The organism is Paraburkholderia oxyphila NBRC 105797 (assembly GCF_000685075.1).
GTDB classification, from domain to species: Bacteria; Pseudomonadota; Gammaproteobacteria; order Burkholderiales; family Burkholderiaceae; genus Paraburkholderia; species Paraburkholderia oxyphila.
In genome coordinates this window covers 56,498-82,183 of record NZ_BAYD01000007.1, presented here as the reverse complement: position 1 = coordinate 82,183, position 25,686 = coordinate 56,498, and the positions used below count along the sequence as shown (strand labels likewise).

At 65.8% G+C, this 25,686-nt stretch carries 19 protein-coding genes; 5 read left to right on the top strand and 14 right to left on the bottom strand.

From position 1 onward, the window contains the following. Nucleotides 1-15 precede the first annotated feature (15 nt). The 4 genes from BO1_RS06440 to glnA form a co-directional block, all read right to left on the bottom strand. Complete coding sequence (locus tag BO1_RS06440; RefSeq protein ID WP_028216852.1) at nucleotides 16-2,097, bottom strand: prolyl oligopeptidase family serine peptidase; 2,082 nt, start codon at nucleotides 2,095-2,097, stop codon at nucleotides 16-18. Between the two features lie 133 nt (nucleotides 2,098-2,230). Next, nucleotides 2,231-3,805 carry a nitrogen regulation protein NR(I) gene (ntrC, locus tag BO1_RS06435; protein WP_028216851.1) on the bottom strand — a complete coding sequence of 525 codons (1,575 nt, stop codon included), beginning with the start codon at nucleotides 3,803-3,805 and terminating at the stop codon, nucleotides 2,231-2,233. 47 nt (nucleotides 3,806-3,852) lie between these two features. Continuing rightward, on the bottom strand, nucleotides 3,853-4,995 hold the full coding sequence (gene glnL, locus BO1_RS06430) for a nitrogen regulation protein NR(II) (protein ID WP_028216850.1): 1,143 nt from the start codon (nucleotides 4,993-4,995) through the stop codon (nucleotides 3,853-3,855). A 184-nt stretch (nucleotides 4,996-5,179) separates the two neighbouring features. Further along, nucleotides 5,180-6,595: a type I glutamate--ammonia ligase gene (gene glnA / locus BO1_RS06425; RefSeq protein WP_028216849.1), complete on the bottom strand. Its 1,416-nt coding sequence runs from the start codon at nucleotides 6,593-6,595 to the stop codon at nucleotides 5,180-5,182. Between the two features lie 507 nt (nucleotides 6,596-7,102). On the opposite strand from glnA, the gene BO1_RS06420 reads away from it, so the two are divergent. After that, on the top strand, nucleotides 7,103-7,567 hold the full coding sequence (locus BO1_RS06420; protein WP_028216848.1) for a rhodanese-like domain-containing protein: 465 nt from the start codon (nucleotides 7,103-7,105) through the stop codon (nucleotides 7,565-7,567). 186 nt (nucleotides 7,568-7,753) lie between these two features. Here the strand turns inward: BO1_RS06420 and BO1_RS06415 are convergent, their stop codons facing one another. The 5 genes from BO1_RS06415 to hrpA all read right to left on the bottom strand — a co-directional run bounded on the left by BO1_RS06415 (nucleotide 7,754) and on the right by hrpA (nucleotide 16,603). Next, on the bottom strand, nucleotides 7,754-8,581 hold the full coding sequence (locus BO1_RS06415; protein ID WP_028216847.1) for a competence/damage-inducible protein A: 828 nt from the start codon (nucleotides 8,579-8,581) through the stop codon (nucleotides 7,754-7,756). Nucleotides 8,582-8,623: 42 nt separating this feature from the next. Further along, nucleotides 8,624-9,457: an EI24 domain-containing protein gene (locus BO1_RS49915; RefSeq protein WP_043283958.1), complete on the bottom strand. Its 834-nt coding sequence runs from the start codon at nucleotides 9,455-9,457 to the stop codon at nucleotides 8,624-8,626. A 173-nt stretch (nucleotides 9,458-9,630) separates the two neighbouring features. Next, nucleotides 9,631-10,659, bottom strand: coding sequence for a sterol desaturase family protein (locus BO1_RS06405; RefSeq protein ID WP_043283957.1), 1,029 nt, complete (start codon nucleotides 10,657-10,659; stop codon nucleotides 9,631-9,633). Nucleotides 10,660-10,704: 45 nt separating this feature from the next. Further along, nucleotides 10,705-11,736, bottom strand: a complete 1,032-nt coding sequence (locus BO1_RS06400) for a YVTN family beta-propeller repeat protein (protein WP_043283955.1) — start codon at nucleotides 11,734-11,736, stop codon at nucleotides 10,705-10,707. Nucleotides 11,737-11,944: 208 nt separating this feature from the next. After that, nucleotides 11,945-16,603: an ATP-dependent RNA helicase HrpA gene (gene hrpA / locus BO1_RS06395; protein WP_028216844.1), complete on the bottom strand. Its 4,659-nt coding sequence runs from the start codon at nucleotides 16,601-16,603 to the stop codon at nucleotides 11,945-11,947. Nucleotides 16,604-16,626: 23 nt separating this feature from the next. Here hrpA and argA point away from each other — a divergent pair, with 23 nt between their 5' ends. From argA to proP, 3 genes are all read left to right on the top strand, one after another. Continuing rightward, nucleotides 16,627-18,027, top strand: a complete 1,401-nt coding sequence (gene argA / locus BO1_RS06390; RefSeq protein WP_028216843.1) for an amino-acid N-acetyltransferase — start codon at nucleotides 16,627-16,629, stop codon at nucleotides 18,025-18,027. 70 nt (nucleotides 18,028-18,097) lie between these two features. Continuing rightward, nucleotides 18,098-18,373 carry an oxidative damage protection protein gene (locus BO1_RS06385; RefSeq protein WP_027793465.1) on the top strand — a complete coding sequence of 92 codons (276 nt, stop codon included), beginning with the start codon at nucleotides 18,098-18,100 and terminating at the stop codon, nucleotides 18,371-18,373. Between the two features lie 650 nt (nucleotides 18,374-19,023). Then, nucleotides 19,024-20,493, top strand: a complete 1,470-nt coding sequence (gene proP / locus BO1_RS06380; RefSeq protein ID WP_156992161.1) for a glycine betaine/L-proline transporter ProP — start codon at nucleotides 19,024-19,026, stop codon at nucleotides 20,491-20,493. Between the two features lie 128 nt (nucleotides 20,494-20,621). Here proP and BO1_RS06375 read toward each other — a convergent pair whose 3' ends face one another. The 5 genes from BO1_RS06375 to BO1_RS06355 all read right to left on the bottom strand — a co-directional run bounded on the left by BO1_RS06375 (nucleotide 20,622) and on the right by BO1_RS06355 (nucleotide 24,519). After that, a complete protein-coding gene (locus BO1_RS06375; RefSeq protein WP_028216841.1) occupies nucleotides 20,622-21,101 on the bottom strand; it encodes a metallophosphoesterase family protein in 480 nt (159 codons plus the stop codon). Nucleotides 21,102-21,258: 157 nt separating this feature from the next. Beyond that, nucleotides 21,259-21,627, bottom strand: a complete 369-nt coding sequence (locus tag BO1_RS06370; protein WP_407669907.1) for a cupin domain-containing protein — start codon at nucleotides 21,625-21,627, stop codon at nucleotides 21,259-21,261. A gap of 71 nt (nucleotides 21,628-21,698) precedes the next feature. Further along, entirely contained in the window at nucleotides 21,699-23,189 is a 1,491-nt protein-coding gene (locus BO1_RS06365) for a mercuric reductase (RefSeq protein ID WP_028216839.1), read from the bottom strand. 313 nt (nucleotides 23,190-23,502) lie between these two features. Further along, the gene (locus BO1_RS06360) at nucleotides 23,503-23,712 is read right to left on the bottom strand and encodes a hypothetical protein (protein WP_028216838.1); all 210 of its coding nucleotides are present in this window, start codon (nucleotides 23,710-23,712) and stop codon (nucleotides 23,503-23,505) included. Nucleotides 23,713-23,904: 192 nt separating this feature from the next. After that, nucleotides 23,905-24,519 (bottom strand): glutathione S-transferase family protein, encoded by a 615-nt coding sequence (locus BO1_RS06355; RefSeq protein ID WP_028216837.1) that lies wholly within the window; start codon nucleotides 24,517-24,519, stop codon nucleotides 23,905-23,907. Between the two features lie 552 nt (nucleotides 24,520-25,071). Here BO1_RS06355 and BO1_RS06350 point away from each other — a divergent pair. Further along, on the top strand, nucleotides 25,072-25,320 hold the full coding sequence (locus BO1_RS06350; protein ID WP_028216836.1) for a hypothetical protein: 249 nt from the start codon (nucleotides 25,072-25,074) through the stop codon (nucleotides 25,318-25,320). Nucleotides 25,321-25,686: the final 366 nt, after the last annotated feature.

Below are 25,686 nucleotides of genomic sequence, written 5' to 3'. Positions count from 1 at the left end.
CCCAGCCCGCGCCGCTCACCACGTTCCGGCGAGCGTGGTCCACAAAAAGCGGTACACGAGCGCATCGTATTGCGCGCGCTCGAGCGAGTCGCTGCCTGGCCCGTGGCCACCTTCTGTGTTCTCCAGATACCAGACGTTCGCGTGCCCCTGCTCCTGCATGCGCGCGACCATCTTGCGCGCATGCGCGGGATGGACGCGGTCGTCGCTGGTCGAGGTCGTGAAGAGCACCGGCGGATACGCAACGCCGGCCTTCACGCGCTGATACGGCGAGTATTCAGCAAGCGCACGCCCTTCTTCGGTGTCCTCAGGATCGCCGTATTCGTCCATCCATGACGCCCCCGCATGCAAGAGCGGATAGCGCAGCATGTCGAGCAGCGGCACTTCGCACACCACCGCGCCGAACAGCTCGGGCCGCTGCACCATGCACGCGCCAACCAGCAGGCCGCCGTTGCTGCCACCCTTGATGCCCAGTTGCGCCGCGCTCGTATAGCCCTCGGCCACCAACTGCTCCGACACCGCGATGAAGTCGTCAAACGAGCGCTGCCGATGCTCGCGCTGCGCATCCACGTGCCAGGCCGTGCCATACTCGCCGCCGCCGCGAATATGGGCGATGGCGACGATGCCGCCCTGCTCCAGCCAGCCAATGCCGGAGCCGACGAGATACTGCGGCGTGAGCGCGATCGCGAAACCGCCATAGCCCGTCAACAGGCACGGCAGCGGCTTGCGCGCATCGCCCTCGAGCGCGGCGCGCGGACCGACCACGGTGAACGGCACCATCGTGCCGTCCGCGGAGCGCGCATGCGAGCGAATCACCGCAAGCGGCGTGGCGTCGAACTGTGTGGGCCAGCGGTCGAGCAGTTCCCAGCTCTGCAGGTCCTGCTGCGCGAGATCGGCGAGCCAGTATTCGGGCGGCAGCAGATAGTCGTCCACGTCGACGAAGACTTCGTCGTTGAGCGTGTCTTCGATGGGCGACACGTCCACCTGCGAACTCGCGCGCGCCGGGAACAGACGCGACTGCCATGTCCACACGCCGTCCTGCTGCTGCGGCTGCCACAGCATCGTGCGGCTTTGCACGTCATCAAGCCACGAAACGATCAAGACGTTTTGCGTATTGGTCCAGTCGCACGCGGACGTGACCGGCGTGGGCTTGAAGAGCGGCGTGACATCGCGCTCGCCCGCGAGAAATGCGTCCTCGCGGATCGCGAGCAGCGAGCCGCCCGCCCAGGTTGTTTCGCCGAGCGTCCAGTCGAGTCGCGGCTCGAGCAGCAGCCAGCCGTGCCATGCGCCCACTGCCACGTGCGAGGGCACGTCGTAGAGCTGCCACTGGCTGCGCTCATCGAGACGATACGTAAAGGAATCGAAGAAGTCGACGCTGCGCACCACGTCATGGCGCTTCTCGACAGGGTCGTAATCGCCCTCCACGCTGATGTCGTCGAACTCGCCGCGAAACACCACGGGCGCATCGGCGAGCCGCGTGCCGCGCGTCCAGCGGCGCACCTCGCGCGGGTAGCCCGAGCGCGTGAGCGTCTTCTTGCCGTGATCCCAGCCGACGTACGCGGTATCGCGGTCGATCCACGAGACGATGTGCTTGCCTTCCTTCTCGATGGCAAAGCCGCCGTCGACGAACACGCGCCTGGCGAGGTCGAATTCGCGGACGATGACGGCGTCGGCGCCGCCGTCCGAAAGCTGGATCAGCGCCCGATCGCCATCGGGATAGAGGATGTCGATGCCCGCGCAAACCCAGGGCATACGTTCAGCCGCGCCGAGCGCGTCGAAGTCGATCAGCGTCTCCCATTGCGGCTTGCGCGCACGCCAATCGGCCCACTTCGTGCGGCGCCAGAGGCCCTTGGGATTGTCCTCGTCTTCCCAGAGGTCGTAGGCCCACTCCTGCCAGCGGCTCGGGATCACAGGCCGCTCACGCGGCAGATAGGCCTGTGCGAGGCGCTTCTCCAGCGCCTCGAAGCGCGCGCCGCCCTGCCACGCGCGGCGCGTACGCGCGTTCTGCTCTTCGACCCAGGCCATGGCGGCGGAGTCGTCGAGCGATTCGAGGGAGAGGAACGGATCGGCCTCGGCGGGCCAGGGAGAAGTCACGGGCATATTCGATCGTCGACGGGAAAAACAGCGTCGATTATGCCCCAGCGCGCGACCAGGCTCCTTGCGCCTGAATGCGGGCGTGCGCGGCGGCGCAGACCGGCCGCCCCGCACGATTCATGCCGCGCTCACTGCGCGCTCATTCGAGATTGAGCTCCTGGATCTTGCGCGTGATGGTATTGCGGCCGATTCCCAGGCGCTCGGCGGCCTCGACTTTGCGCCCGCGCGTAAAGTCGAGCGCTTCGCGAATCACCGCGGCCTCGAAGCGGCGCGAGAGCTCGTCCATGACGCCCGCGCTGTTCTCGCGCAGCAAGCGCGCAACTTCAGTACGCAGGCCGCTTTCCCACACACTCACGGGTAGCACGGCCGCACCGCTGGCGCCAGGGAAAGTGCCCGCCAGCGCACCGGGTGCGCCAATGCTCGCGGCCGCGACGCCCGCCGCGCCCGTCACGCTTCCCGCCACCGCCGCACCGGCCCCGCTCGCCAGCGGCGCGCCCACCGAGCCCGCGCCAGCCAGCGCGGCTTCGCTCAAAGCCACCGCCTGGGCGCCCTCGGCATGCGCAGGCACCAGATCGGGCGGCAGATCCTTGATCTCGATGGTCTGCGCGGGCGCCATCACCGTGAGCCAGTTCGCGAGGTTTTCGAGCTGGCGCACGTTGCCGGGGAACGGCAGCGCCGACATATAAGCGAGCGCCTCGTCGGACACGCGCTTGGGCTCGACGCCCAGTTCGCGCGCGCTCTTTTGCAGAAAGTGGCGCGTGAGCAGCGGAATGTCTTCGCTGCGTTCGCGCAGCGCCGGCAAGCGCAGGCGAATCACGTTCAGACGGTGATACAAGTCCTCGCGGAACAGGCCCTGGCGCACACGCGTTTCCAGGTTCTGGTGCGTGGCCGCAATCACCCGCACGTTGGCACGCAGCGGATTGTGGCCGCCCACGCGATAAAACTGCCCATCGGAGAGCACGCGCAAGAGGCGCGTCTGCAGATCGAACGGCATGTCGCCGATTTCGTCGAGGAACAGCGTGCCGTTTTCGGCCTGCTCGAAGCGGCCCTGGCGCATCGCCTGGGCGCCCGTGAACGCGCCGCGCTCGTGGCCGAACAGTTCGGATTCCAGAAGATCCTTCGGGATGGCCGCGGTGTTCAGCGCGATGAACGGGCCGTTCGCGCGTGGGCTATGCCGGTGCAAGGCGCGCGCGACGAGCTCCTTCCCGGTGCCCGACTCGCCGGTGATGAGCACGGTGGCCGCCGAATGCGAGAGGCGGCCGATGGCGCGAAACATGTCCTGCATCGCGGGGGCCTGGCCGAGCATCTCGGGCGCCTCGGCGGGCCGCTCGTCCCACTGCTGCTCGCCGCGCATGCTCTCGTCCACGGCGCGGCGGATCAGCTCGACGGCTTTGTCCACGTCGAAGGGCTTGGCGAGATATTCGAACGCGCCGCCCTGGAACGCGGCCACCGCGCTATCGAGGTCGGAGAACGCGGTCATGATGATGACGGGCAAGCCCGGCACGCGCTCGCGCACGGTCTGCAGCAATTCGAGGCCCGAGCCACCCGGCATGCGAATGTCGGAGACGAGCACCTGCGGGCTGTCGTGATCGAGCGCGCTCGCGGCGTCGCGCACGTTCGAGAAGCTGCGGGTCGCGAAATTCTCGCGCGCAAGGGCTTTTTCGAGCACCCAGCGTATCGATTGGTCGTCGTCTACTATCCAGATCGGCTTCATAAGGTCGGTCAGAAGTCCTGGTGGCGTGCGTTGGTGGTAGCGGTAGATCAGTAGTCAAGCGGCAGCAGGATCTGAAATTCCGTGTGGCCCGGCCGGCTTTCCACTTCGATCAGTCCGTCGTGCTGCTGGACGAACGTCTGCGCGAGCGTGAGGCCGAGACCGCTGCCATCCTCGCGTCCGGAGACGAGCGGATAGAAGATGCGGTCACGGATGTCCTCGGGAATGCCGGGTCCGTTGTCGATGATATGCAAGTCCAGTGCCAGCTTGCACAGGCGTTTGGAAATCGTGATCTTGCGTGCGATGCGCGTGCGCAGCTCGATGCGCGCGTCGCCTTGCGAGATCCGTTCGCGCAGCGCCTGCGCCGCGTTGCGCACGATGTTCAGCAGTGCCTGGATCAGCTGCTCCTTGTCGCCGCGCAGGTCGGGCACGCTCACGTCGTAGTCGCGCTCGATCGTGAGGCCGCGCGGAAACTCGGCAAGAATCACGGCGCGCACGCGCTCGCACACTTCGTGAATGTTCACGTCGCCGACGATATGCGGATGCCGGTGCGGCTCGAGCAGCCGGTCGACGAGCGTCTGCAGCCGGTCCGACTCCTTGATGATCACCTGCGTGTACTCGCGCAGCTCGCCGCGCTCGAGCGTGCCGAGTTCGAATTCGAGCAGCTGTGCTGCACCGCGAATCCCGCCGAGCGGATTCTTGATCTCGTGCGCGAGATTGCGGATCAGATGCTTGTTGACGGTCGCGAGGTCGTGAATGCGCTCCTCGCGATCGCTCTTGATGTGCCGCTCGTTCTCGAACAACTCGAGCAGCACGTAGTCGGGCGCGCTCTCGAGGAAACCGACGATCGCGTGCACGTGCAGCGGCTCGCGGCCCGGGCGCTCGAGTGTGGCATCGAGGCGCGTCGCATGAAAGCGGTGCGCCGCGATCGACGCGATCGTTTCGAGCAGCTCGTCCGCGTTGGAAAAAAGATCGGACCACGCCATCTGCGCGAGCTGGCGCCGCGAAAGATCGAGCATCGCCTCGGCCGAGGGGTTCGCGAACGCCACGCGCAAGGTGCGCTTCTCGAGCACGAGCACGACAGTGGGCAGCGCTTCGAAGCCGGGCAGGAGCCCCGACTCCACGAGCGTTCCCTCGCCCGAGAGCGGCTCCGCGTGACCCTTCCTTGCCTTGATCAGATTCTTGAGCACCATGTTGCGGACGGGCGGGTTCAATCCATGTTGGTAAAAGACAGCGACGCGGCAATCAGGCCAACTTCGGACTAACGGACCAACGGACCAACGAAAAAGGGACGGCGCTGCCGTCCCTTTGCGACCGTTTCGCCGAAGTCGGAGAAGGCGCTACGCTCGCTTGCGGCCAGCGTAGCCCCATCGTCGATTACAGCGAGTAGTACAGTTCGAACTCGACCGGGTGCGTGGTCATACGCACGCGCTGGAGCTCGCCTTCCTTCAGGTCGAGGTAGGCGTCGATCATCGAATCCGTGAACACGCCGCCGCGCGTCAGGAACTCGCGATCCTTGTCGAGCGCTTCCAGCGCCTGGTCGAGGCCCGCGCAAACGGTCGGGATCTTTGCATCCTCTTCCGGCGGCAGGTCGTACAGGTTCTTGTCGGCGGCTTCGCCCGGGTGGATCTTGTTCTGCACGCCGTCCAGACCGGCCATCATCAGTGCCGAGAAGCACAGGTACGGGTTGGCCAGCGGATCCGGGAAGCGCGTTTCGATACGGCGGCCCTTCGGATTCGAGACGTGCGGAATACGGATCGATGCCGAACGGTTGCGTGCCGAGTAAGCGAGCTTGACCGGTGCTTCGAAGTGCGGAACCAGACGCTTGTACGAGTTCGTGCCCGGGTTCGTGATGGCGTTGAGCGCGCGAGCGTGCTTGATGATGCCGCCGATGTAGAACAGCGCGAACTCGGACAGACCGGCGTAGCCGTTACCCGCGAACAGGTTCTGGCCGTCCTTCCAGATCGACTGGTGAACGTGCATGCCCGAACCGTTGTCGCCGACGATCGGCTTCGGCATGAACGTCGCCGTCTTGCCGTAGGTGTGCGCAACGTTGTGGACGATGTACTTCAGTTGCTGCGTCCAGTCCGCGCGCTGAACCAGCGTCGAGAACTTGGTGCCGATTTCGTTCTGGCCTTGACCTGCCACTTCGTGGTGGTGCACTTCGACCGGAATGCCGATCTGCTCGAGCAGCAGACACATTTCCGAGCGGATGTCCTGGAACGTGTCGACCGGCGCGACCGGGAAGTAGCCGCCCTTCGTGCCCGGCCGGTGGCCCGTGTTGCCGCCTTCGAATTCCTTGCCCGACGACCACGGCGCTTCTTCCGAGCCAATCTTGACGAAGCAGCCCGACTGGTCCGTGTTCCACTGGACCGAGTCGAAAATGAAGAACTCGGGTTCCGGACCGAAGAAGGCCGTGTCGCCGAGGCCCGTGCTCTTCAGGTACGCTTCGGCGCGCTTCGCGAGCGAGCGCGGATCGCGCTCGTAGCCCTTGCCGTCGGCCGGCTCGACCACGTCGCAGGTCAGCACGAGCGTGGGCTCTTCGTAGAACGGGTCGATGAACGCAGTGTTCGCGTCCGGAACGAGCAGCATGTCCGAGGCTTCGATGCCCTTCCAGCCGGCGATCGACGAACCGTCAAACGCATGGCCCGACTCGAACTTGTCTTCGTCGAATGCCGACAGCGGCACCGAGACGTGCTGTTCCTTGCCACGCGTATCGGTGAAGCGGAAGTCGACAAACTTGACGTCTTCGTCCCTGACGAGCTGCATGACGTCGGCCACGGATTTACTCATAACCTATTCTCCTGATTAACGATTTCGGCGAACGTTGCCGCCGTGCCAATTCTGTTGATCCATGCTGACCGCTCTGGTACGCCTCGAGCAGGCCGGCTGCGAATCGATCGGGACATCTAAAGCAGCTTCCGTGCCAAGTCTGCGCCACCCTGGCGCAAACCCAATCTGGGCGCGCACCTGAACTAAAACGACGCGCGCCGCAAATGTGCCGGCTCCACAAACGAGCCGCCTTCACGCACCATTTCCGTGCACTCCCGAATTTGGCGCGAGAAACTGACTCCATTATGGTGCATAAAAACCTGATTGCACCATTCCGATGCAAAACCGGCTGGGCGACGCTTTGCACGCACCGCGCACGCACCCCGCTGGCGTGTGCGGGGTGTCTAGATTAGCGCACCACCGCCCCGCCGAGGCTCTTTTATGCGGCATGGACGCCCCCTTCCCGCGCTCATGCAGCGCGCTAGAATGATCTTTTGGTTCAACACGAGAAACAGGAGATCTGCTGTCATGAGTACGCTCGAACAGTTGTACGCCCAAGCCGACAAGCGCCGCGTCGAGAACCAGTTGCCCTATGCGGGCGCGATCTCGCCCGCCGAGGCGTTCGAGCTTCTGCAACTCGACGCGCGCGTGAAGCTCGTCGATGTGCGCACTCGAGCCGAGCTCGATTGGGTCGGCCGCCCCGTGGTCGGCGACGGCCAGTATGCCCATGTCGAGTGGACGCGCTACCCGGGCGGCGTGCCCAACGCCGAATTCATCGCGCAGCTCAAAAACGTTGCCGATCCTGAAGCGCCCGTGCTGTTCCTCTGCCGCAGCGCCGCGCGCTCGAAGCTCGCGGCCATCGAGGCTGCCAAGGCCGGCTACAAGCAGGCGTACGACCTGCTCGAAGGCTTCGAAGGCGACAAGAACAGCGAAGGGCATCGCAAGACGGTCACGGGCTGGTGCTTCCGCGGCCTGCCCTGGCTGGGCGCCTGACGCGAAAGCCACGCGCCTCGCCCGGATCGGCTGAAGCGATTGCGGCCACGGTCCGCCGGCGCTAGCCCGGCGGATCACTTTGAGCGCCGCATATGACACGGCGATGATCGCACCGCACGCCCGGGACACGCGGCACGGCCGGGCAGCGCCCGTTCCGGGATAACCCGCCGCCGGGCGCTGCCAGCGTTATCGGGCCGGCGCGGCGTTGCCGGTCTTGGCCGGCTCCACGATGTCGCCGCCCAGCAGGTGCACGCCTTCGCGCAGCTTCACGAACGCTGCCGCCACCGCCTCCGGCTCCCCCTTCACGCCCAGATCGATATGCCGGCGCGCATAAATGCCGCCGCGCTCCGCATCGCCCACGCTCGGCAGGCTGAACACGCGCACGCCCGGGAAATCGCGCTCGATGCGCTCCATGAGCGGCGTGAGTGTCGACTCCGGCAGCTCGAACACGAGCAGCGACTTCTCCGCATGCGGCGTCTGATGATGCAGATGCGCGTACTTCGTATCGAGCACCCATTCGATCATCGGCCAGGCCATCACCGGAAAGCCCGGCACGAAATGGTGATCGCGAATCGAAAAACCCGGGATCTTGTTATAGCCGTTCGGGATGATCTCGCAGCCCTGCGGGAAGGTGCCCATCTGGAAGCGATGCTGGTTCTCGGGCGAATTGAAGTCGACCGGATCGGCGCCCGTGTGCATGTCGCGGATGCGCTCGCTGATCAGCGTCCTCGCGTCGGGGTGCAGCGCAAGCGGCACCCCAAGCGCGGCCGCGGCGCACTGGCGCGTGTGGTCGTCCGGCGTCGCGCCGATGCCGCCCGTGGAAAACACGATGTCGCCCGAAGCAAACGAGCGCGCGAGTGTCGCGGTGATGCGCGCCGGGTCGTCGCCGACGTATTCGGCCCAGTCGAGCGCGAGGCCGCGCGCGCCGAGCAGTTCGATGACCTTCGGCAGATGCTTGTCGGTGCGGCGGCCCGAGAGAATCTCGTCGCCGATGATGATGACGCCAAATGCCATGAGTTGCCTCGTCGTAATCGCAGGAATGGGATGGGGTGAACTTCAGTGCACGATGGTCACGTCGTGCCCGGTCGGGCGCGCCTCTTCCGTGCGCAGTCGCTGGAGCGCGCGCAGGCAGTAGTGGCCGAACCAGAGCGCCGTGAACACCAGAATGAACGCATAGATCCAGATGGTCGCCACGGCGACGAACGGGAAAAACAGCAGCAGCCACGCGGAGGCAATCCAGACCGCCGTGGGCAATGAGCTGAGCAAGCCGCTCGCCACACCAATGGCGAGCAGCGGCAGCCGATACCGCCGCACGAGCTCGCGCCGCTCCTCGGCGGTGGCATGCAGCGCGAGCGCGTCATAGGTCATCACGCGATACGTCAGCCAGCCCCACAGCAGCGGCGGCACGAGCGCGAAGAACGGCGGGAAGAACCACAACGGCAGCGAGACGCACAGCAGCGCGATGCACGCCACCGTGGTCCAGAGCGAATGAAACAGGCTGCCGTACCAGCTGCCGCCGTGCCGCGCCTCCAGCATCGCGTACTGCCGGGCCGTGAGATGGCGGATCACGCGCGGCATCGAGATTGCGACGATCAGCAGCAAAACGGTGATGACGATGAGCGGAACCGACAGGACGATCACCACGAACGGCCCGATCATGTTGCGCAGCGTGCCGTAGCCGAGCAGGTCGAACAGATGATAGAGGTACGCGGAGGCCCACCAGTGCTCGAGCGCGGGACGCAGCGCATCGATGAGCGGTTGCCAGAACACATAGAGCAAGCCGCCCCACACCGCCGCCGCCACGAGGAACGGCACGAAGGTCAGGAACAGCATCGAGGGGTGGAATACGCCGGCAAGCGCGCGTCCGAATGAGCGCAGCAGATCGTTCATGCGAGGGGGAAATGTGCGGTAAGACGAGGAAGCATCGCGAGGCCCACGGGTTCGGTGCGTCAAATCGACAGCATAAACCACGGCGCGGTGGGCCGGCCAAAGACTAGAAGCATGAGAAGCAGACGACGCGCACGTCCCGGCGGGAAAGCGCAAGAACGGGCAGGAACTTCGGATCAGGCAGCGCTGGCGTCGTCGCGGGTTTCGCCTTTTGCGCCCCGCTGAGCCGAAAGGCGACGCGCGATGCGCCGGAACGCGAGCCCCTGCTGGGCCCAGAAGCCTTCGCCATAACGCGCGCCTTCGAGCTGGTCGCGAATGCCGGTCGGCTCGATCTCGCGATTGAACGACGCGCTGCCGAACATCATGTCCCACCAGGGAAACAGCACGCCGAAATTACAGCCATAGGTCGTGCCCTCGTGGCCATAGCCGATCGCGTGATGACGACGATGAAAGCGCGGGCTCACGACGAGGCGCTCGCCGAGCCAGCCGAAGTGCACGCGAATATTGGCGTGCTGGACGTTCTGCACGAAATCCGTGAGGGCGACGAGCACGACGAACTGCGCGGGAGGCACGCCAATCACGAGCGCGATGGCGGCGAACATGCAGGACTGTCCCAGCACGTCGAGGAGGTGATTGCGGTTATCGCACCAGAACGACATCTTGCGCTGGCTATGATGGACCGCATGCAGCTCCCACCACAGGCCGAAGCGGTGCGAGAGCCGGTGATACCAGTAGCCGAAGAAGTCGAGCACGACCAGATAGATCGCGAACGTGACGAGCGGCACGGTCGTCACGCCGGGCCAGAGATTGTCGATGTCGACACTCATCACGCCGTGCAGGCGCAGCCAGCCCTGGGCGCGGTCGAACACCGGCTGCAGCGCGAAAAAGAACAGCAGATTGAAGATGCCGAGCCGCGTGATCCAGGTGTATAGGGCGTCCACGCCCACACCCTTGCGGCCGCGCCACTTTTCCACCGGCACGAACGCTTCGAGTGGACGCAGGATCGCGTACATGGCCGCGATCTCCAGCACGCCGACGATCACCCAGTAGAGCGCGTCGAACGTGTCCTCATCGACATCCATGTAGCCGGCGTAAAAAAGCAGCGGCTGTAGAACGTTCACATAGACGAGCGTCTGGAGCCACGACACGAGGTCGTCGGCGCCGGACGCGGCCCAGTGTGCGCAGGAACTCAGAAAGGCAAGCATGTGCGGCGGGAATCCATCGACGAGGCGCGCGCGAGCGTGCGTGCCTCAGGCACCGTTGGGCGACATGACTGGCGCGCGGTCGTAGAAGTAGATGCCGTGCGGCGAGCGGCCCACGGGAATCGTCTTCACGAGCTTCTTCGTCTGCATGTCGATCAGGCCCACGCGTTTGGCGAAGCGGAACGTGACCCACAGGTAGCGCTTGTCGGCGGTCAGCTCCATATCGTCCGGCCCGGGCAACAGGCCGTTGATCTCGCCCACTTTCTCGAGCGACTCTTCGTCGATGATGCTGATGACGTTCGAGACGCGGCTCGACACCAGCACGTGGCGGCCGTCCACCAGCGAGCGGAAGTTGTGCGCGGCCTTGCCCACCTGGATCGTCTTGATGACCTTCTGGTTGCGCCAGTCCACCACCGCGACGTAGTCGGCGCCCGTCATGCCGACGAGCAGGTACTTGTCGCCGGGCGTGAGCCACAGGCCCGCGGGCGCAGCGCCCACCTTCATCTTCCAGAGCACGCGCTGGGTGGGCAGGTCGACCGCCGCGACCTCGCCCGACACCTGCAGCGAAACGAACACGGTGTTGCTGTCCTTCGTGAACGCGAGGTGGCTCGGCATGGCCGAGAGCGGCAGGCGTTTGGCAAGGGTGAAATTGCCGGCGCCGCCATAGTGATAGATGTCGAGACGGTCAAGACGCAGGCCCGTGGTCACGAACCACTTGTTGTCGGGCGAGAAGCCGAGCTGATACGGGTCCTCGATATTCTCGATCCAGCGCTGCGGCTTGCCGGTCTTCGGGTCGACGAACAACAGGTTGTTCGACACCGAATTCGCGACGATCAGCGAGCTGTTGTCGGGCGTCGGGAACAGGTGATGGGGCTCCTTGCCCGTGGGCACGGTGCCGACCACTTCGTGGGTCTTGTCGTCGATGAGGCTCAGCGTGGCTTCGCCCGAGTTCAGCACGATGATGTTGTTCGCGTGCGCGGCGGTAGCGGGAATACCGGCGAGCGCGGCGCAGGCCAGCGCAGCACTGGCAGCCTTCACAACGAGGCGGCCCGCGGCGCGGCGGAACGTTTGATTACGCATGGGGGGTCGTTTCCGGACAGATTCGTGATTGTAGAACGTCTACCTTCCTGCAAGGTTGACGTAGGGCCGATGAAATGCGACCAGGTGCCGCGCCTGGTCTCGTTTTGCCCTGTTTTGTCCGTTCCTGCGCCGCTTTTCGAACTTTTGCGATCGTCCGTGTCCCGTCATGCCGGACGGCCCGCGACAGGCTGCGGGCCGTCGCGAGACGTCAGCGCAGCATCGACTCCCAGACCTTGTGGAGCCGCTTGACCGACACCGGCATGGGTGTGCGCAGCTCCTGCGCGAACAGCGAGATGCGCAGCTCCTCGAGCAGCCAGCGGAACTCGGACAAGCGCGGATCGAACACGCCGCCGCGCTGCGAGAGCGCGCGCTGATACTGCTGCGCGAGCGGCAGGAGCTCGGCCGCCTGACGCGCGTCGCGGGCCGGATCGGCGCGCAGCTTGTCGATGCGCAACGCCACGCCCTTGAGATAGCGCGGGAAATGCACGAGCTGCGCGTACGGCGTCTCCAGAATGAAGCGCTTGCCGATGAGCGCATCGACCTGCGCCTGCATGTCCGCCGCCGGCGCGCCGAAGGCCTTCGCCTGCACGAGCTTCTTCGTCACCGATGCGTATTCGGCGAGGATCTGCCCGACGAGGCGCGCGATCTCCTGCGCGAGCAGCGAGAGACGTCCGCGGCCTTCGTCCTTGCGCGCGTGGAAGCTCGCTTCGTCGTCGGGCAGCGGGTCCTGCAGGCAGGCGCGGTCGAGCGCGAGCTCGATCAACTGGTCGCGCAGTTCCCCCTGCGTGGCCCGCGCCATGAACTGCATCGCCATCTCGCGCAGGCCCGGCAGGTTCTTCTCCATGTAGCGGATCGGCTCGCGCAACTGCAGCGCAAACAGACGCCGCAAGCCGGCGCGATGGATGCGCGCGGCCTCTTCAGGCGAATCGAACACTTCCACGTCGCAATGCGCGCCGCGGTCGACCAGCGCCGGATAGCCGAACAGCGTCTGGCCGCCCCGGCGGATCTCCAGCAGCTCCGGCAGCTTGCCGAAGTTCCAGGTCGTGAGGTTCTCGTAGAGCGCGGTGGCCGGCGCGGCGTCGGTGGACGCGGGCGTATGTGGCGCGTTGCCTGGCTTCGGCCCGCTCTTCGCCGCGCTCGCCGGTGCGTCGGCGGCACCCTGCGGTACGTCTTGCGCAGCGGTGCGCGGCTCCCCTGCCCCACGCGCTTCGAGCGCCGCCAGCGCGGTCGCACTCGCGAGCTTCTGGAACTGCTGCTGCGCCTGCGCGCCCAGCTCGCTGCGCAGTTGCGCGAGATTGCGGCCCATCGCGAGTTGGCGACCGTGCTCGTCGATCACCTTGAAGTTCATGAAAAGGTGCGCCGGCAGCAATTCGAGCTTGAAGTCGGACGACTTCAAGGCGACCTGCTTCTGCTCGCGCACGTCCGCGATGAGCGCCTCCACGAGCCCGCCCGCGCCGAAGCGCTCGCTGCCCACGCGCTCGGCAAAGGCCGCCGCGTACTCGGGCAACGGCACGCAATGACGGCGCAGCTTCTGCGGCAGCGACTTCAGCAACAGATGCGCCTTCTCCTTGATCATGCCCGGCACGAGCCATTCGGAGCGACGCGCGTCGACCTGATTGAGCGCGTAGAGCGGCACCGCGAGCGTCACGCCATCGCGCGGCGAGCCCGGCTCGAAGTGATAGGTGAGCGCCATCGCCACGCCCGACATCGTCATGCGCTTCGGGAACAGCTCGGTCGTCACACCGGCGGCTTCGTGGCGCATGAGGTCGTCGCGCGAGAGATAGAGCAGGCGCAGCTTGTCTTCGGGCTGACCGCTCTTTTTCACCTCGTCGCGATACCAGTGCTCGAACGACGCGCCCGAATAGATGCCCTCGGGAATCGCCTGGTCGTAGAACGCGAAGATCAGTTCGTCGTCGACGAGCACGTCCTGGCGGCGCGACTTGTGCTCGAGCTGCTCGATATCGGCGAGCAGCTTGCGGTTGTGCGCGAAGAACGCGAGCTTCGTGTCGAACTCGCCTTCCACGAGCGCGCCGCGAATGAAGAGCTCTCTTGCACGCGCCGGGTCCTGTTTGCCGAACGCCACGCGCCTGCGCTGATAGACCGGCAGGCCATACAGCACGCCGCGCTCGAACGCGCTCACCTGCGCCGCGCGCTTTTCCCAGTGCGGCTCGGAAAGCGACTTGCGCAGCAGATGCGCGCCCACCTTCTCGAGCCACTCGGGCTCGATCTTCGCGATGCAGCGCGCGTACAACCGGCTCGTCTCCACGAGCTCGGCGGCCACGACCCAGCGCCCCGCCTTTTTCACGAGCGCCGAGCCCGGCCACAGATGGAACTTGATGCCGCGCGCGCCGAGATAGTGCGGCTCATCGTCGGCTTTCAGGCCGATATTGCCGAGCAATCCCGTGAGCAGCGCGTGATGGATCTGCTCGTAGGTCGCGTCCGCTTCGTTGATGCGCCAGCCGTGCTCGCGCACCACCGTGAGCAGTTGCGAGTGAACATCGCGCCATTCGCGCAGCCGCAGATGCGAGAGGAAGTTCGCGCGGCACGCATCCACGAGCTGCTTGTTCGACTTCTTGTGCGCGACGGCGTCCTCGAACCAGGCCCAGATCTTGAGCCACTGGAGGAATTCGGAGCGCTCGTCGGCAAAGCGTCGATGTGCCTGGTCGGCCTGCTCCTGCGCCTCGATCGGCCGGTCGCGCGGGTCCTGCACCGAAAGCGCGCTCGCGATGATCAGCACTTCGCGCATGGCCTGCTCGTCGCGTGCGCCGAGAATCATGCGGCCCACGCGCGGATCGAGCGGCAGGCGCGCGAGCTCACGCCCCAGCGGCGTGAGCGCGTTGTCGTCGTCGACGGCGCCCAGTTCATTGAGCAGCTGATAGCCGTCCGCGATCGCGCGGCCCGGCGGCGGCTCGATGAACGGAAACGTCTCGATCGCCGTGAGATGCAGCGACTTCATGCGCAAGATCACCGCCGCGAGCGACGAACGCAAAATTTCCGGATCGGAGAATTTCGGCCGAGCGAGGAAATCCTGCTCCTCATAGAGGCGGATGCAGATGCCGTCCGCGACGCGGCCGCAACGGCCCGCGCGCTGGTTCGCGGCGGCCTGCGAAATCGATTCAATCTGCAGCTGCTCGACCTTGTTGCGGTACGAGTAGCGCTTCACGCGCGCGAGACCCGTGTCGACGACGTAACGGATGCCCGGCACCGTGAGCGAGGTTTCCGCCACGTTGGTGGCCAGCACGATGCGGCGCGCGTTCGACGGCTTGAACACGCGCTCCTGCTCCTGCGCGGAGAGCCGCGCGAACAGCGGCAGGATCTCGGTGTGCGGCGGATGGTGCTTGCGCAGCGCCTCGGCGGCGTCGCGGATCTCGCGCTCGCCGGGCAGGAACACGAGCACGTCGCCGGAGCCCTCGCGGCACAGTTCGTCGACGGCGTCGACGATGGCGTCCATCAGATCGCGGTCGGTATCGCGCTGCGATTTACCGCCTTTCTCGCTGCGCTCGCGGCCCGTCGTCCCCTGTGCGGCCTTCACCGCCGGGCTGTCCTCCTGCACCGGCCGATAGCGCACCTCGACGGGATACAGCCGCCCGCTCACCTCGATCACGGGCGCGCGCTTTTCCTCGCTGCCGAAATGGCGCGCGAAGCGATCGGCGTCGATGGTCGCCGAGGTGACGATCAGCTTCAAATCGGGCCGGCGCGGCAAGATCTCTTTCAGATAGCCGAGCAGGAAATCGATGTTCAGGCTGCGCTCGTGCGCCTCGTCGATGATGATCGTGTCGTAGGCCTTGAGCAGCGGATCGGTCTGCGTCTCGGCGAGCAGGATGCCGTCGGTCATCAGCTTGACCGACGCGCCCGGCGCGAGATTGTCCGTGAAGCGCACCTTGTAGCCGACCACTTCGCCGAACGGCGTGCCGAGCTCTTCGGCAATGCGGCGGCCCGTGGCCGACGCCGCGATCCGGCGCGGCTGCGTATGGCCGATGAGGCCCGTGCCGCCCGCGCCGCGTCCGCGGCCGAGCGAGAGCGCGATCTTCGGCAATTGCGTGGTCTTGCCCGAGCCGGTCTCGCCGCTCACGATCACGACCTGGTTTTCGGCGATGGCGCGCGCGATCTCCTCGCGGCGGCCCGAAACCGGCAGCGCTTCGGGGAACGTGATCGGCGGAATGGGATTCGGCGCGATCGGGGCGCGTGGCGCGCGGGGTTCGCGCGGCTGACGCTCGGCGCGCGGCGCGCGCTCGCCTTCGTTGGCGGGGCGCGATGCGTTTTCGGATTTGGGCTTGCCGGGCTGCGGCTGCTTCGGCTCGTGCGCTTGATCGGGCTGCTTCGGTTGCTTCGGCTGTTGCGCACGCGGTGTTGGATTGCGCGGCGTTTGCGCTTGCGCATCGCGCGGCTCGCCGCGCTGCGCTGTGCGTTGATCGTTGCGCGATGCGCCCGGCTGCGAGCCTGTGCGCTGCGGCTGCGGCTTCAGTTCACGGCGCACCTCACCCGTTCGCCCTGTGCCCGGAGATTCAGCACGCAAAGGCGCCGGCACTACCGGCCTGTTTTCGCTGCGCTGCGCTGCATGCGGCGTCTGCGCAGCCGGCTTCGCCGCGGCTGGCTCCTGCCCCTGCGCACGCGCCGTCTGCGCGCGCGCTTGCTCGACGTTCTGGCTACGCTTTTCGCCAGCCGCCTGCGCGCCCTTCTGCGCTTTCTGCTGATTGCCCGCCCCGCCGCTCACGAGCGCGGCAAGCCGATCGGCGGATGCCAGCTTCTCTCCGTCGCCATACTTCTGCGACGCGCGCTTTTCCTGCGCGCCGCCATGCGCCGCGTCTTTCCCGGCAGGGGTGTTGCTGCCCTGCGCCGAGGCAGGTCTTTTGGGTACATTCGACATGGGGGCGCATTATAATCCCGGGCATGAATTCCCAAACCGACCTCGTCCCCGCCTCCGCGAGCGCGCCGGCCTCCGCCGCCGCGGATTCCGCTTCAGAGCAAGCTGCCCAGCAAGCCGCGCAGCACGCACAGTTCGTCGACTGGATGCGATCGGTCGCGCCCTACATTCACGCATTTCAGGGCAAGACCTTCGTCGTCGGCTTCGGCGGCGAAGTGGTGCACCAGAATCTCCTCAACGCGCTCGTCGCCGACATCGCGCTCTTGCAGGCCATGGGCATCCAGATCGTGCTCGTGCACGGCTCGCGCCCGCAGGTCGAAGAGCAGATGAGCCTGCACGGCGTGGAGTCCGAGTTCTCGCATGGCATGCGCATCACCAATGCCCGCGCGCTGGAGTCGGCGAAAGAAGCCGCCGGCGAAGTGCGACTCGACATCGAGGCCGCCATCAGCCAGGGTCTGCCGAACACGCCGATGGCGCACGCGCACATCAGCGTGGTCTCGGGCAACTTCGTGACGGCACGGCCGGTCGGCATTCTCGACGGCGTGGACTTCCAGCACACGGGTGTCGTGCGCAAGATCGACGCCGATTCGATCCGCCATTCGCTCGCGAGCCGCAAGCTCGTGCTGCTCTCGCCGCTCGGCTTCTCGCCCACCGGCGAGGCGTTCAATCTGTCGATGGAAGACGTCGCCTCGGCGGCGGCCATCGCGCTGCGCGCCGACAAAATCATTTTCCTTACGGAAACGCAGGGCCTGATCGACGAGGAAGGCGAACTGATCCGCGAAATGTCCCTCGACGACGCCTACAAACTGCAGGAAAGCGGCACCGTGCTCGGCGACGCGGGCTTCTATCTGAAGCACTCCATTCGCGCCTGCCGCGGCGGCGTGGGCCGTGCGCACATCATTCCCTACGTGCTCGACGGCGGCTTGCTGCTCGAACTGTTCCTGCACGACGGCGTGGGCACCATGATCTCGTATGAGAACCTGGAGAGCCTGCGCGAAGCCACGCCGGACGACGTCGGCGGTATTCTCACGCTGATCGAGCCGCTCGAAAGCGACGGCACGCTCGTGCGGCGCGGGCGTCACCAGATCGAGCGCGACATCGACCACTTCTCGGTGATCGAGCACGATGGCGTGCTGTTCGGCTGCGCCGCGCTCTACGCGTATTCGCAGGAGCGCATCGGCGAAATGGCGTGCCTCACGGTCTCGCCCGAGGCACAAGGCTCCGGCGACGGCGAGCGGCTCCTGCGCCGCATCGAGCAGCGCGCGCGTGCGCGCGGCCTCACACGCATTTTCGTGCTCACCACGCGCACGGAGCACTGGTTCCTGAAGCGCGGCTTCGTGAAGGCCACGGTCGACGACCTGCCCGAAGACCGCCGCCGCCTCTACAACTGGCAGCGCAAGTCGCTCGTGCTGATGAAACAGCTATGAAAGCGCCGTCCCCGTCTGGGGACGAAGCGCGACGCGCCGCCCACACCTACGACTACAGGAGAAGCACAGCATGGCCCGTATGATCCAATGCGCCAAGCTCGGCAAGGAAGCCGAGGGACTCGACTTTCCGCCGCTGCCGGGCGAACTCGGCAAACGCATCTACGAAAACGTCTCGAAAGAGGCATGGCAAGCCTGGCTCAAGCAGCAAACCATGCTCATCAACGAGAACCGGCTGAACATGGCCGACCCGCGCGCGCGCCAGTACCTGATGAAGCAGACGGAGAAGTTCTTCTTCGGCGAAGGCGCCGATCAGGCGTCGGGCTACGTGCCGCCGACCGAAGGCTGAAACGCCTGCGCCGCACGCCGGGACCCATTCCCGGTGGCCGTCTTCAGGGCGGCACTTGATGCGGCCAGACGAAGCGAAAAAACCGCGCCTCCGGGCGCGGTTTTTTTATGCGCTTCATGCGTATACCGGGCTCATCCAGGGGTGCGTCAACAGAGCCGGCCAGATCGCGCAATCCCCCGCCACACGGGGCCTCGAGGGTTCCCCGGGGATCCCCGCCAGACGGGCGGTTTGCGCGATCTTACGTTATCGTGCTATCATAACGCTTCGTTCAACAGGCATTAGCCATCAATTGCAATCGGGCCGACGCCCAAAACCGCCTACTTCCTGATTGCTTTCATACAAAAAGAACGCTCCGCCACGCGGACCTTCTTTTTCGTTCAGCGGCGCTTCACCGGGCACCCTCGTGCCGGTCCAGCGTCCTCATGCGCCCTGCCCCCCCAACCACGGCCACGCAGGCGCAACGCATACGCACAATTCGATTGAGTGTCGTTTCGCGACACTTCAGCATGCCACTCGTGCGCCGCCTGCCTCGCAGACGGACCGGGCGCCCTTCCTTTGCGGCGTTCGCGCGCGAAATGTCGCCGCTATCGCGAAACGGCACTCTCCGGCAACCGTGGCGAGCTCTTGCAGGCTCGTCGCTGTCATTGGAGATGCATACCTTGACCGCTTCCACCTCCGGCTCATCGGCGAGCTCGACCGATCTGACGCTCGACGACATTACGATCGTCGACAAAAGCCTCCTCAAACGCGCCGTCGGCGCCATGGCGCTTGGCAACGCCATGGAATGGTTCGACTTCGGCGTCTACAGCTACATCGCCGTGACGCTCGGCCAGGTGTTCTTCCCGTCGAGCAGCCCCTCGGCGCAGCTCATCGCCACCTTCGGCACGTTCGCCGCGGCCTTTCTCGTGCGCCCGATCGGCGGCATGGTGTTCGGGCCGCTCGGCGACCGCATCGGCCGCCAGCGCGTGCTCGCGATGACCATGATCATGATGGCCTGCGGCACCTTCGCGATCGGCCTGATTCCGTCGTACCACTCGATCGGCATTGCCGCGCCCGTGCTGCTGCTCGTGGCGCGCCTGATCCAGGGCTTCTCGACGGGCGGCGAGTATGGCGGTGCCGCGACCTTCATCGCCGAATTCGCCACCGACAAGCGTCGCGGCTTCATGGGCAGCTTCCTCGAGTTCGGCACGCTGATCGGCTACGTGCTCGGCGCGGGCACCGTCGCCGTGCTGACCGCCGTGCTCTCGCACCAGCAGCTGCTCGACTGGGGCTGGCGCATTCCGTTCATGATCGCGGGCCCGCTCGGCCTCGTGGGTCTCTACATCCGCACGAAGCTCGAAGAAACGCCCGCCTTCAAGCGCGAAGCCGAGCTGCGCGAAGCCGAAGAGCACGCGCGTCCGAAGCTCACGCTGAAGTCGCTCGTCACGGAGCATCTGCGCCCCTTCCTGCTGTGCGTGGGCCTCGTGCTGATCTTCAACGTGACCGACTACATGGCGCTCTCGTATCTGCCGAGCTACCTCTCGGCGACGCTGCACTTCAACGAAACGCACGGCCTCTTCCTCGTGCTGATCGTGATGGTCCTGATGATGCCGATGACGCTCGGTTTCGGCCGCCTCTCGGACGCCATCGGCCGCAAGCCGGTGATGCTCGCGGGCTGCGTGGGCCTGATCGTGCTGTCGATTCCCTCGCTCACGCTGATCCAGACGGGCGAGCTCCTGCCGGTGTTCTTCGGCCTCCTGATTCTCGGTGCGCTGCTGTCGTGCTTTACCGGCGTGATGCCCTCCGCGCTGCCGGCGCTGTTCCCGACCGCGATCCGCTATGGCGCGCTCGCGATTGGCTTTAACGTGTCGGTGTCGCTGTTCGGCGGCACGACGCCGCTGGTCGCCGCCTGGCTCGTCGAGCACACGCAGAACCTCATGATGCCCGCGTACTACCTGATGGGCGCCGCGGTGATCGGCATCATCTCGGTCGTGGCGCTGCACGAGACGGCGCGCAAGCCGCTGCCGGGCTCCGCGCCGTGCGTCGGCACCAGGGCCGAGGCCCATGCGGTGCTGCGTGGCGTGCGCGTCGCCCGCGAGATCGACGAGGATTACGCCGCGCACGGAGCGGTGCGGGTGTAACGCAGCCGTAGCGCAGTCGCGCTGCTACGCTATGCACTGAGGATTTCGCATCGGAAATCATCGAAGGCCAGCCACGTGCTGGCCTTTTTTGCGTCGCGCGCGCGGCGGCGCCGATGCGCGCGACACGCTCAGTCGATCAGCCGCGTGTGCTCGACGTGCAGCGCGCCGTCGTTTCCGATCGTCAACATTGCGGCGGAAATCGGCAATTTGAAGCGGCGTGGTCCGGCGCTGCCCGGATTGACGTAGTGCACACCATCACGCATTTCAAGCGCCGGCTTATGCGAATGGCCGCTGACCACGACGGCGATGCCCTGCGCTGCCGGATCGCCACTCAGGTCGGGCAATTCGTGGATGACGGCAATCGCAATACCGCCGATTTCGACGACGGTTTGGACCGGCAGCGCCTCGGCCCATGCGCCGTGGTCGTTGTTGCCACGCACGGCAGTCAGCGGCGCGATCTGGGCGAGCCGGTCGAGCACGCCTGGCTCGCAAATATCTCCCGCGTGGACGATCGCATCGCAGCCCGCCAGGAAGCTCAGCAGCTCGGGCCGCACGAGATTGTGCGTATCGGAAACCAGCGCGACGCGCAGCGGATGTTGACGTGACATGAGACGGCGTTTCGTAACGGAAAAACGGTTGCGGCGCGGGCGACGATCGATCGCGCGTGGTCTGCACGGTTCGCGGCTCAGCCGGTACAGGTGATTATCGTCGACGTGCCGCGCCTCTCGTCTCCGAAAGGAAAATTCCGCCGCGGCGCGGGCCGGCTCACTCGCGCTCGTCAGCGCCCGCGCCAAAATACACGGCGAGCCACACCGTGGGCGCCGCAGTGTCGGTCCACGCCACGCGGTGCCGGCAGTGCGCGGGAATGTGCACATAGTCGCCGGGGCCCATCCGGTGGCGCGCACCACCTTGCGCCGCGAATTCCAGCTCCGCCGCACCCGCTAGCAAAACCACCCACTCGTCGCGCGGATCGTCGTACCAGAACCCTTCCGGGCTCGCCTGCCCCGTCGAGACGATCCGTTCGATCAGCACGCCGGCTCGCGCGACGAGCCGCTCGAAACGCTCGTCGTGCGCGCCGGCTTCGATGCCCGCGTAGAGGTTGCCGACCGATGCGCTGCCCGATGCGTTGTCCAATGCGTTACTTGATGCGTTATCCGATCGGTTGCCAGCACGGTCGCCGGCAGGCGCGTGCTCGCCGGGCGCGCTCATGCGAGCGGCCTCAGTCCGTCGAGCAAGGTCGGCACCAGTTCGCTCACCGTCGGGTGAATGTGCATCGCATATTGGAGCGTCGTGTACGGCGCATCGGCGGTCATTGTGTCGATGAACGTGTGGATCGCCTCGTCGCCTTCGATGCCAAAGATCGTCGCCCCAAGAATGCGCCGCGTTTGTGCATCGACCAGCGTCTTCATGAATCCATCCGTCTCGCCGCGCTCGCGTGCGCGTCCGACGCGCGACATCGGCATCGTCGCAATCAGCGCGGGCCGGCCGCTTGCGCGCACCTCGCGCTCGCTCAATCCCACGCGCGCAAGCGGCGGATCCACGAACACGGCATAGGCCGGAATGCGCGCGTCGGCACTGCGCGACACGCCGTCGAACAAATTCGCCGCGACGATCTGGTAATCGTCGTACGAGGTATGCGTGAATGCCCCGCGCCCGTTCACGTCGCCAATGGCCCACACCCCTGGCACGCGCGTGCGCAGTTCTCCGTCGACGGAAATGAGGCCGTGCTTGTCGCGCTCGATGCCCGCCGCGTCAAGTCCGAGATCGTCGGTATTCGGAATACGGCCCGTGGCAAACAGCAGATGAGAGACGTCGAGCGTTTCGTGCTCGAGCTCGATGCGTATGCCGTCCGGGTGCACCAAGCCCGCCTCCGCGCTCGTGCCAACCACATCGCCAGTCATGCCGCCAGTGCCGCTCGCGCCGAGCGGCGCCACGCTGCGCGGCGCGTTGCCGAAGCGAAACTCCACGCCTTCGCGCGCTAGCACGTCCTGAACGGCCTGCGCGACGTCGTCGTCTTCGCGCGCCAGGATGCGCTGCCCACGCACGAGCACCGTCACGCGGCTGCCGAAACGGCGAAACACCTGCGCAAATTCCAGCGCCACGTAGCTGCCGCCGACAATCGCCAGATGCGCCGGCAATGTCTCCAAAGCGAGCATCGTCGAGTTGGTTTCATATCGGATACGGTCGAGCCCCGGCAGCTCGGGAACCGCCGCGCGCGTGCCGGTATTGACGAAGATTTCGGGCGCTTCGAGAAGCACCGTCTCGCCGCTCGCCAACGCCACACTGACCGTATGCGCGCCGGTAAAGCGTGCATGGCCCTGCAGCACCGTAACGTTGGGCGCGTTGCGCAGCCAGCGCTCGACGCCATCGCGCGACGCGCCAATGATGCGGTCTTTGCGCGCCTTCACGAACGCGAGATCGACGCTCACATCGTCGCCTTGCGCGCCGTTTTCCGCGCCGCCTTGCGTGGCGTTGCCAATACGCACGCCGAAATCCGCCGCGTGGCGCGCCACATGTGCAGCGCGTGCACAGGCCACGTAGGCCTTGGTCGGCGTGCAGCCAACATTCACGCAAGTGCCGCCGAACGCCGCGCGCTCGATCACCGCCGTCTTGCGCCCGCTGGCGCCGAGCCGTACCGCGAGCGGCGGACCGCTCTGACCCGTGCCGATCACGATCGCATCGAAACGCTGTGCCATGCCGACCTCCTTGTTGCGAAACGGCGTGCCGCTCGCGTGCGCGCGTTACGTTCGCGCCATCTTACGCCGGCAACCCTTGCGCCGCGCGTGAGCGCGCGCGGTCCCGCCGTGCATCGGCAAGCCGGCGCGGCAAACCGGTCAAAGCATCGGCATTTCCAGTCGGAAAACGAGAAAAAAGAGCCGCCCCGGATCATGAGGCGGCTCACAAGGTGACGTCACAACAGCAAACGGGCGAAGCCGCTGCGCGTCGGGGGGAGAATCGTTAAAGCGGTACGTTGTCTGTGACCTGTCGGTCGCTCGCAGGTAAATGGGATCAGTGGACGCGTTCACCCGGCGCAGCACATTCATGGCTTGCGCACCAGAGTTCGCGCGAACGCTGCAGCGCCGCGCGTGCACCGCGCGTCGCCACCATCAAGCCGATCTGGCCCATATTGAAGTCGAGCGACACCATCAGCTGCATCAGGTCCACCATCGGCAGAACCAGGGCTGGCTGATACAACTGTCGTTCGATAAAGGATTTCATGACGGCTCCCGCTTGAACCGCCGCGTCGGTCTGACGCAGCGGTATTTCCATGAGAGCCATTCTAGGAATGTAGCGTCTGCCGATAAATGGCCCGGACGCGAAGTCACTTGTTGCTAAACGCGAACAATCGGGCAAACAGCAGCGCCAACTGCGGGACAGAACGATCAGCGGGCCCGCGCGCGGGCCCGTGGCTCACTCGAGCGGCGTCGCCACGAACTCCGGCAACGCTTCGGCGCGGGCCGAGTGCGCGGCGAGCGCCGGATAACGCGCGGGGTCCGCAACCCCCGGCAAGATGTGCTGCGTGAAGCGCCAGGCCACCGCCGCCGTGATGTCGGCCTGCGTGATCCGCCCAGCGCAGAGCCACCCCGCACGGCCTCCCAGCAGCTGGTCAAGCACCGCATACGCCGCGTGCATCTGCGCATTGACGCGCTCGAACCACGGCTCGTGCTGACGCTCTTTGGGCCGCAACTGGCGCTCGTACACCTGCTGCACCGTCTTCTCCATGGCCGCCAGCGCGAACCCGTTCACGCGCAGCGCGAAGGTGCGCTCCTGCGCTTCTTCGGGCATCAGCCGCCGCGCCGCCGGCACCTTGCGGTCGAGGTAATCGAGGATCAGCGTGGAATCGATCAGCAGCGTGCCGTCGTCGTCGATGAAGGTCGGAGCCTTCACGACCGGATTGATCTGCGCAAACTCGTCATAGTGCCGGAACACCGACACGCTGCGATGCTCGAACGGCATCCCGAGCACGTGCAGCGAAATGGCGACACGGCGCACATACGGGGAATCCATCATGCCAATCAACTGCATTGCTTCACCTCGTACAAGAAAAGGGGGACCGGACAGCCGATAGTGCAGCATCGGCGGATGCATTTCAAGATTGGTGAGGCAGTCCTCGCAATCGACCGTTTTCGACCGGCGACCACCTCGTTTGCTCCAGAAAAACAGTGCCTGAATGCATGAACCGGAGCGCGTGTCGTCTGAAAAATTGCGCGACAGATCGTGAAATCTGATCGATATCAAACATCGATATGGGGCCAAACTCGCCGTGTCGATGTGCCACGCAAGACTTATTTTGTCCGGCGCTACATTCGTTAGCTGACGTCACGCGTGACGCGACGCGCCATTGTTGCGCCGCAACGTCCCCGACTTTCGCGATCCGTCACCATACGCCCGCTCGCACAGCCGCGCCGCGTAAGGCTCGAGGTGTCGCAGGTCGCAACGCAAGGACGCCGAAGTATTACTCGCTCTGCATTTCAAGGGGTTTTCGTGCGCCGCATGTGCTGCACTGCATCGCCGGGAAACTCCTGGATTCGTACGCCGAAAGGCTGAGATAGTCTGACTGCACTAGGAGACGAAATCATGAGACAAGCATTCAATGTTGGCGTTGTCATCGTCCTCGCACTACTCCTCGGGAACCGGGTCATGACACGCGTGCAGGCCCACGAGGGCAGCTCGGTCACCTGCACGAAGGGTTCGGAACTCGTCCGGCTGGAGGCGCTGGCGCGTGGATTCACCGCCATCGGCGCACGCAGCCAGGGTGAGAACTTCCTCTCGTCCTGCCTCGTCTCCGGCCAGGCACAAGTTGGCGCTATCGTCGCCCACGACTAAGTCGCCCGAACCGTCCCGGACGCCCCGCGCGCGGGGCGCGCCACGAACGGCAAGCGCAAGCTTGCGCGGTGTTGCCGCGCGGCGAGCACACCGGCTTGGCACGTTCTGTGACATAGGCACACGGCGCTGATGCCTTGGCTGCACAATCCCAGTGCACAATTTGGTGGCTGCGCTAGAGCGTGTCCAGGCATGTCCGCAAGCGGTCCTTGATTCCGGACTGCACGCGCCACAAGGCGCTCCCCCCGCGGGTTGTGCCGCCCACCTTCACGGACGGACGCCACTTTCACGGCGTCCTCGCCCGCCCCCGCAGCACGCGTCGATAAACCCCACACCCCGAATCGCAGAGGACGTTAACTAACGTCTCCT

What these genes read in the sequence shown, in the direction of transcription:
- BO1_RS06385 (WP_027793465.1), top strand. Translation starts at nt 18,098, where the DNA reads ATGGCCCGTATGATCCAATGCGCCAAGCTCGGCAAGGAAGCCGAGGGA.
- BO1_RS06405 (WP_043283957.1), bottom strand. Translation starts at nt 10,659, where the DNA reads ATGCTTGCCTTTCTGAGTTCCTGCGCACACTGGGCCGCGTCCGGCGCC.
- BO1_RS06420 (WP_028216848.1), top strand. Translation starts at nt 7,103, where the DNA reads ATGAGTACGCTCGAACAGTTGTACGCCCAAGCCGACAAGCGCCGCGTC.
- BO1_RS06440 (WP_028216852.1), bottom strand. Translation starts at nt 2,097, where the DNA reads ATGCCCGTGACTTCTCCCTGGCCCGCCGAGGCCGATCCGTTCCTCTCC.
- glnL (WP_028216850.1), bottom strand. Translation starts at nt 4,995, where the DNA reads ATGGTGCTCAAGAATCTGATCAAGGCAAGGAAGGGTCACGCGGAGCCG.
- BO1_RS06415 (WP_028216847.1), bottom strand. Translation starts at nt 8,581, where the DNA reads ATGGCATTTGGCGTCATCATCATCGGCGACGAGATTCTCTCGGGCCGC.
- ntrC (WP_028216851.1), bottom strand. Translation starts at nt 3,805, where the DNA reads ATGAAGCCGATCTGGATAGTAGACGACGACCAATCGATACGCTGGGTG.
- BO1_RS06355 (WP_028216837.1), bottom strand. Translation starts at nt 24,519, where the DNA reads ATGCAGTTGATTGGCATGATGGATTCCCCGTATGTGCGCCGTGTCGCC.
- BO1_RS06375 (WP_028216841.1), bottom strand. Translation starts at nt 21,101, where the DNA reads ATGTCACGTCAACATCCGCTGCGCGTCGCGCTGGTTTCCGATACGCAC.
- argA (WP_028216843.1), top strand. Translation starts at nt 16,627, where the DNA reads ATGAATTCCCAAACCGACCTCGTCCCCGCCTCCGCGAGCGCGCCGGCC.
- glnA (WP_028216849.1), bottom strand. Translation starts at nt 6,595, where the DNA reads ATGAGTAAATCCGTGGCCGACGTCATGCAGCTCGTCAGGGACGAAGAC.
- hrpA (WP_028216844.1), bottom strand. Translation starts at nt 16,603, where the DNA reads ATGTCGAATGTACCCAAAAGACCTGCCTCGGCGCAGGGCAGCAACACC.
- BO1_RS49915 (WP_043283958.1), bottom strand. Translation starts at nt 9,457, where the DNA reads ATGAACGATCTGCTGCGCTCATTCGGACGCGCGCTTGCCGGCGTATTC.
- proP (WP_156992161.1), top strand. Translation starts at nt 19,024, where the DNA reads ATGCATACCTTGACCGCTTCCACCTCCGGCTCATCGGCGAGCTCGACC.
- BO1_RS06365 (WP_028216839.1), bottom strand. Translation starts at nt 23,189, where the DNA reads ATGGCACAGCGTTTCGATGCGATCGTGATCGGCACGGGTCAGAGCGGT.
- BO1_RS06400 (WP_043283955.1), bottom strand. Translation starts at nt 11,736, where the DNA reads ATGCGTAATCAAACGTTCCGCCGCGCCGCGGGCCGCCTCGTTGTGAAG.
- BO1_RS06360 (WP_028216838.1), bottom strand. Translation starts at nt 23,712, where the DNA reads ATGAAATCCTTTATCGAACGACAGTTGTATCAGCCAGCCCTGGTTCTG.
- BO1_RS06350 (WP_028216836.1), top strand. Translation starts at nt 25,072, where the DNA reads ATGAGACAAGCATTCAATGTTGGCGTTGTCATCGTCCTCGCACTACTC.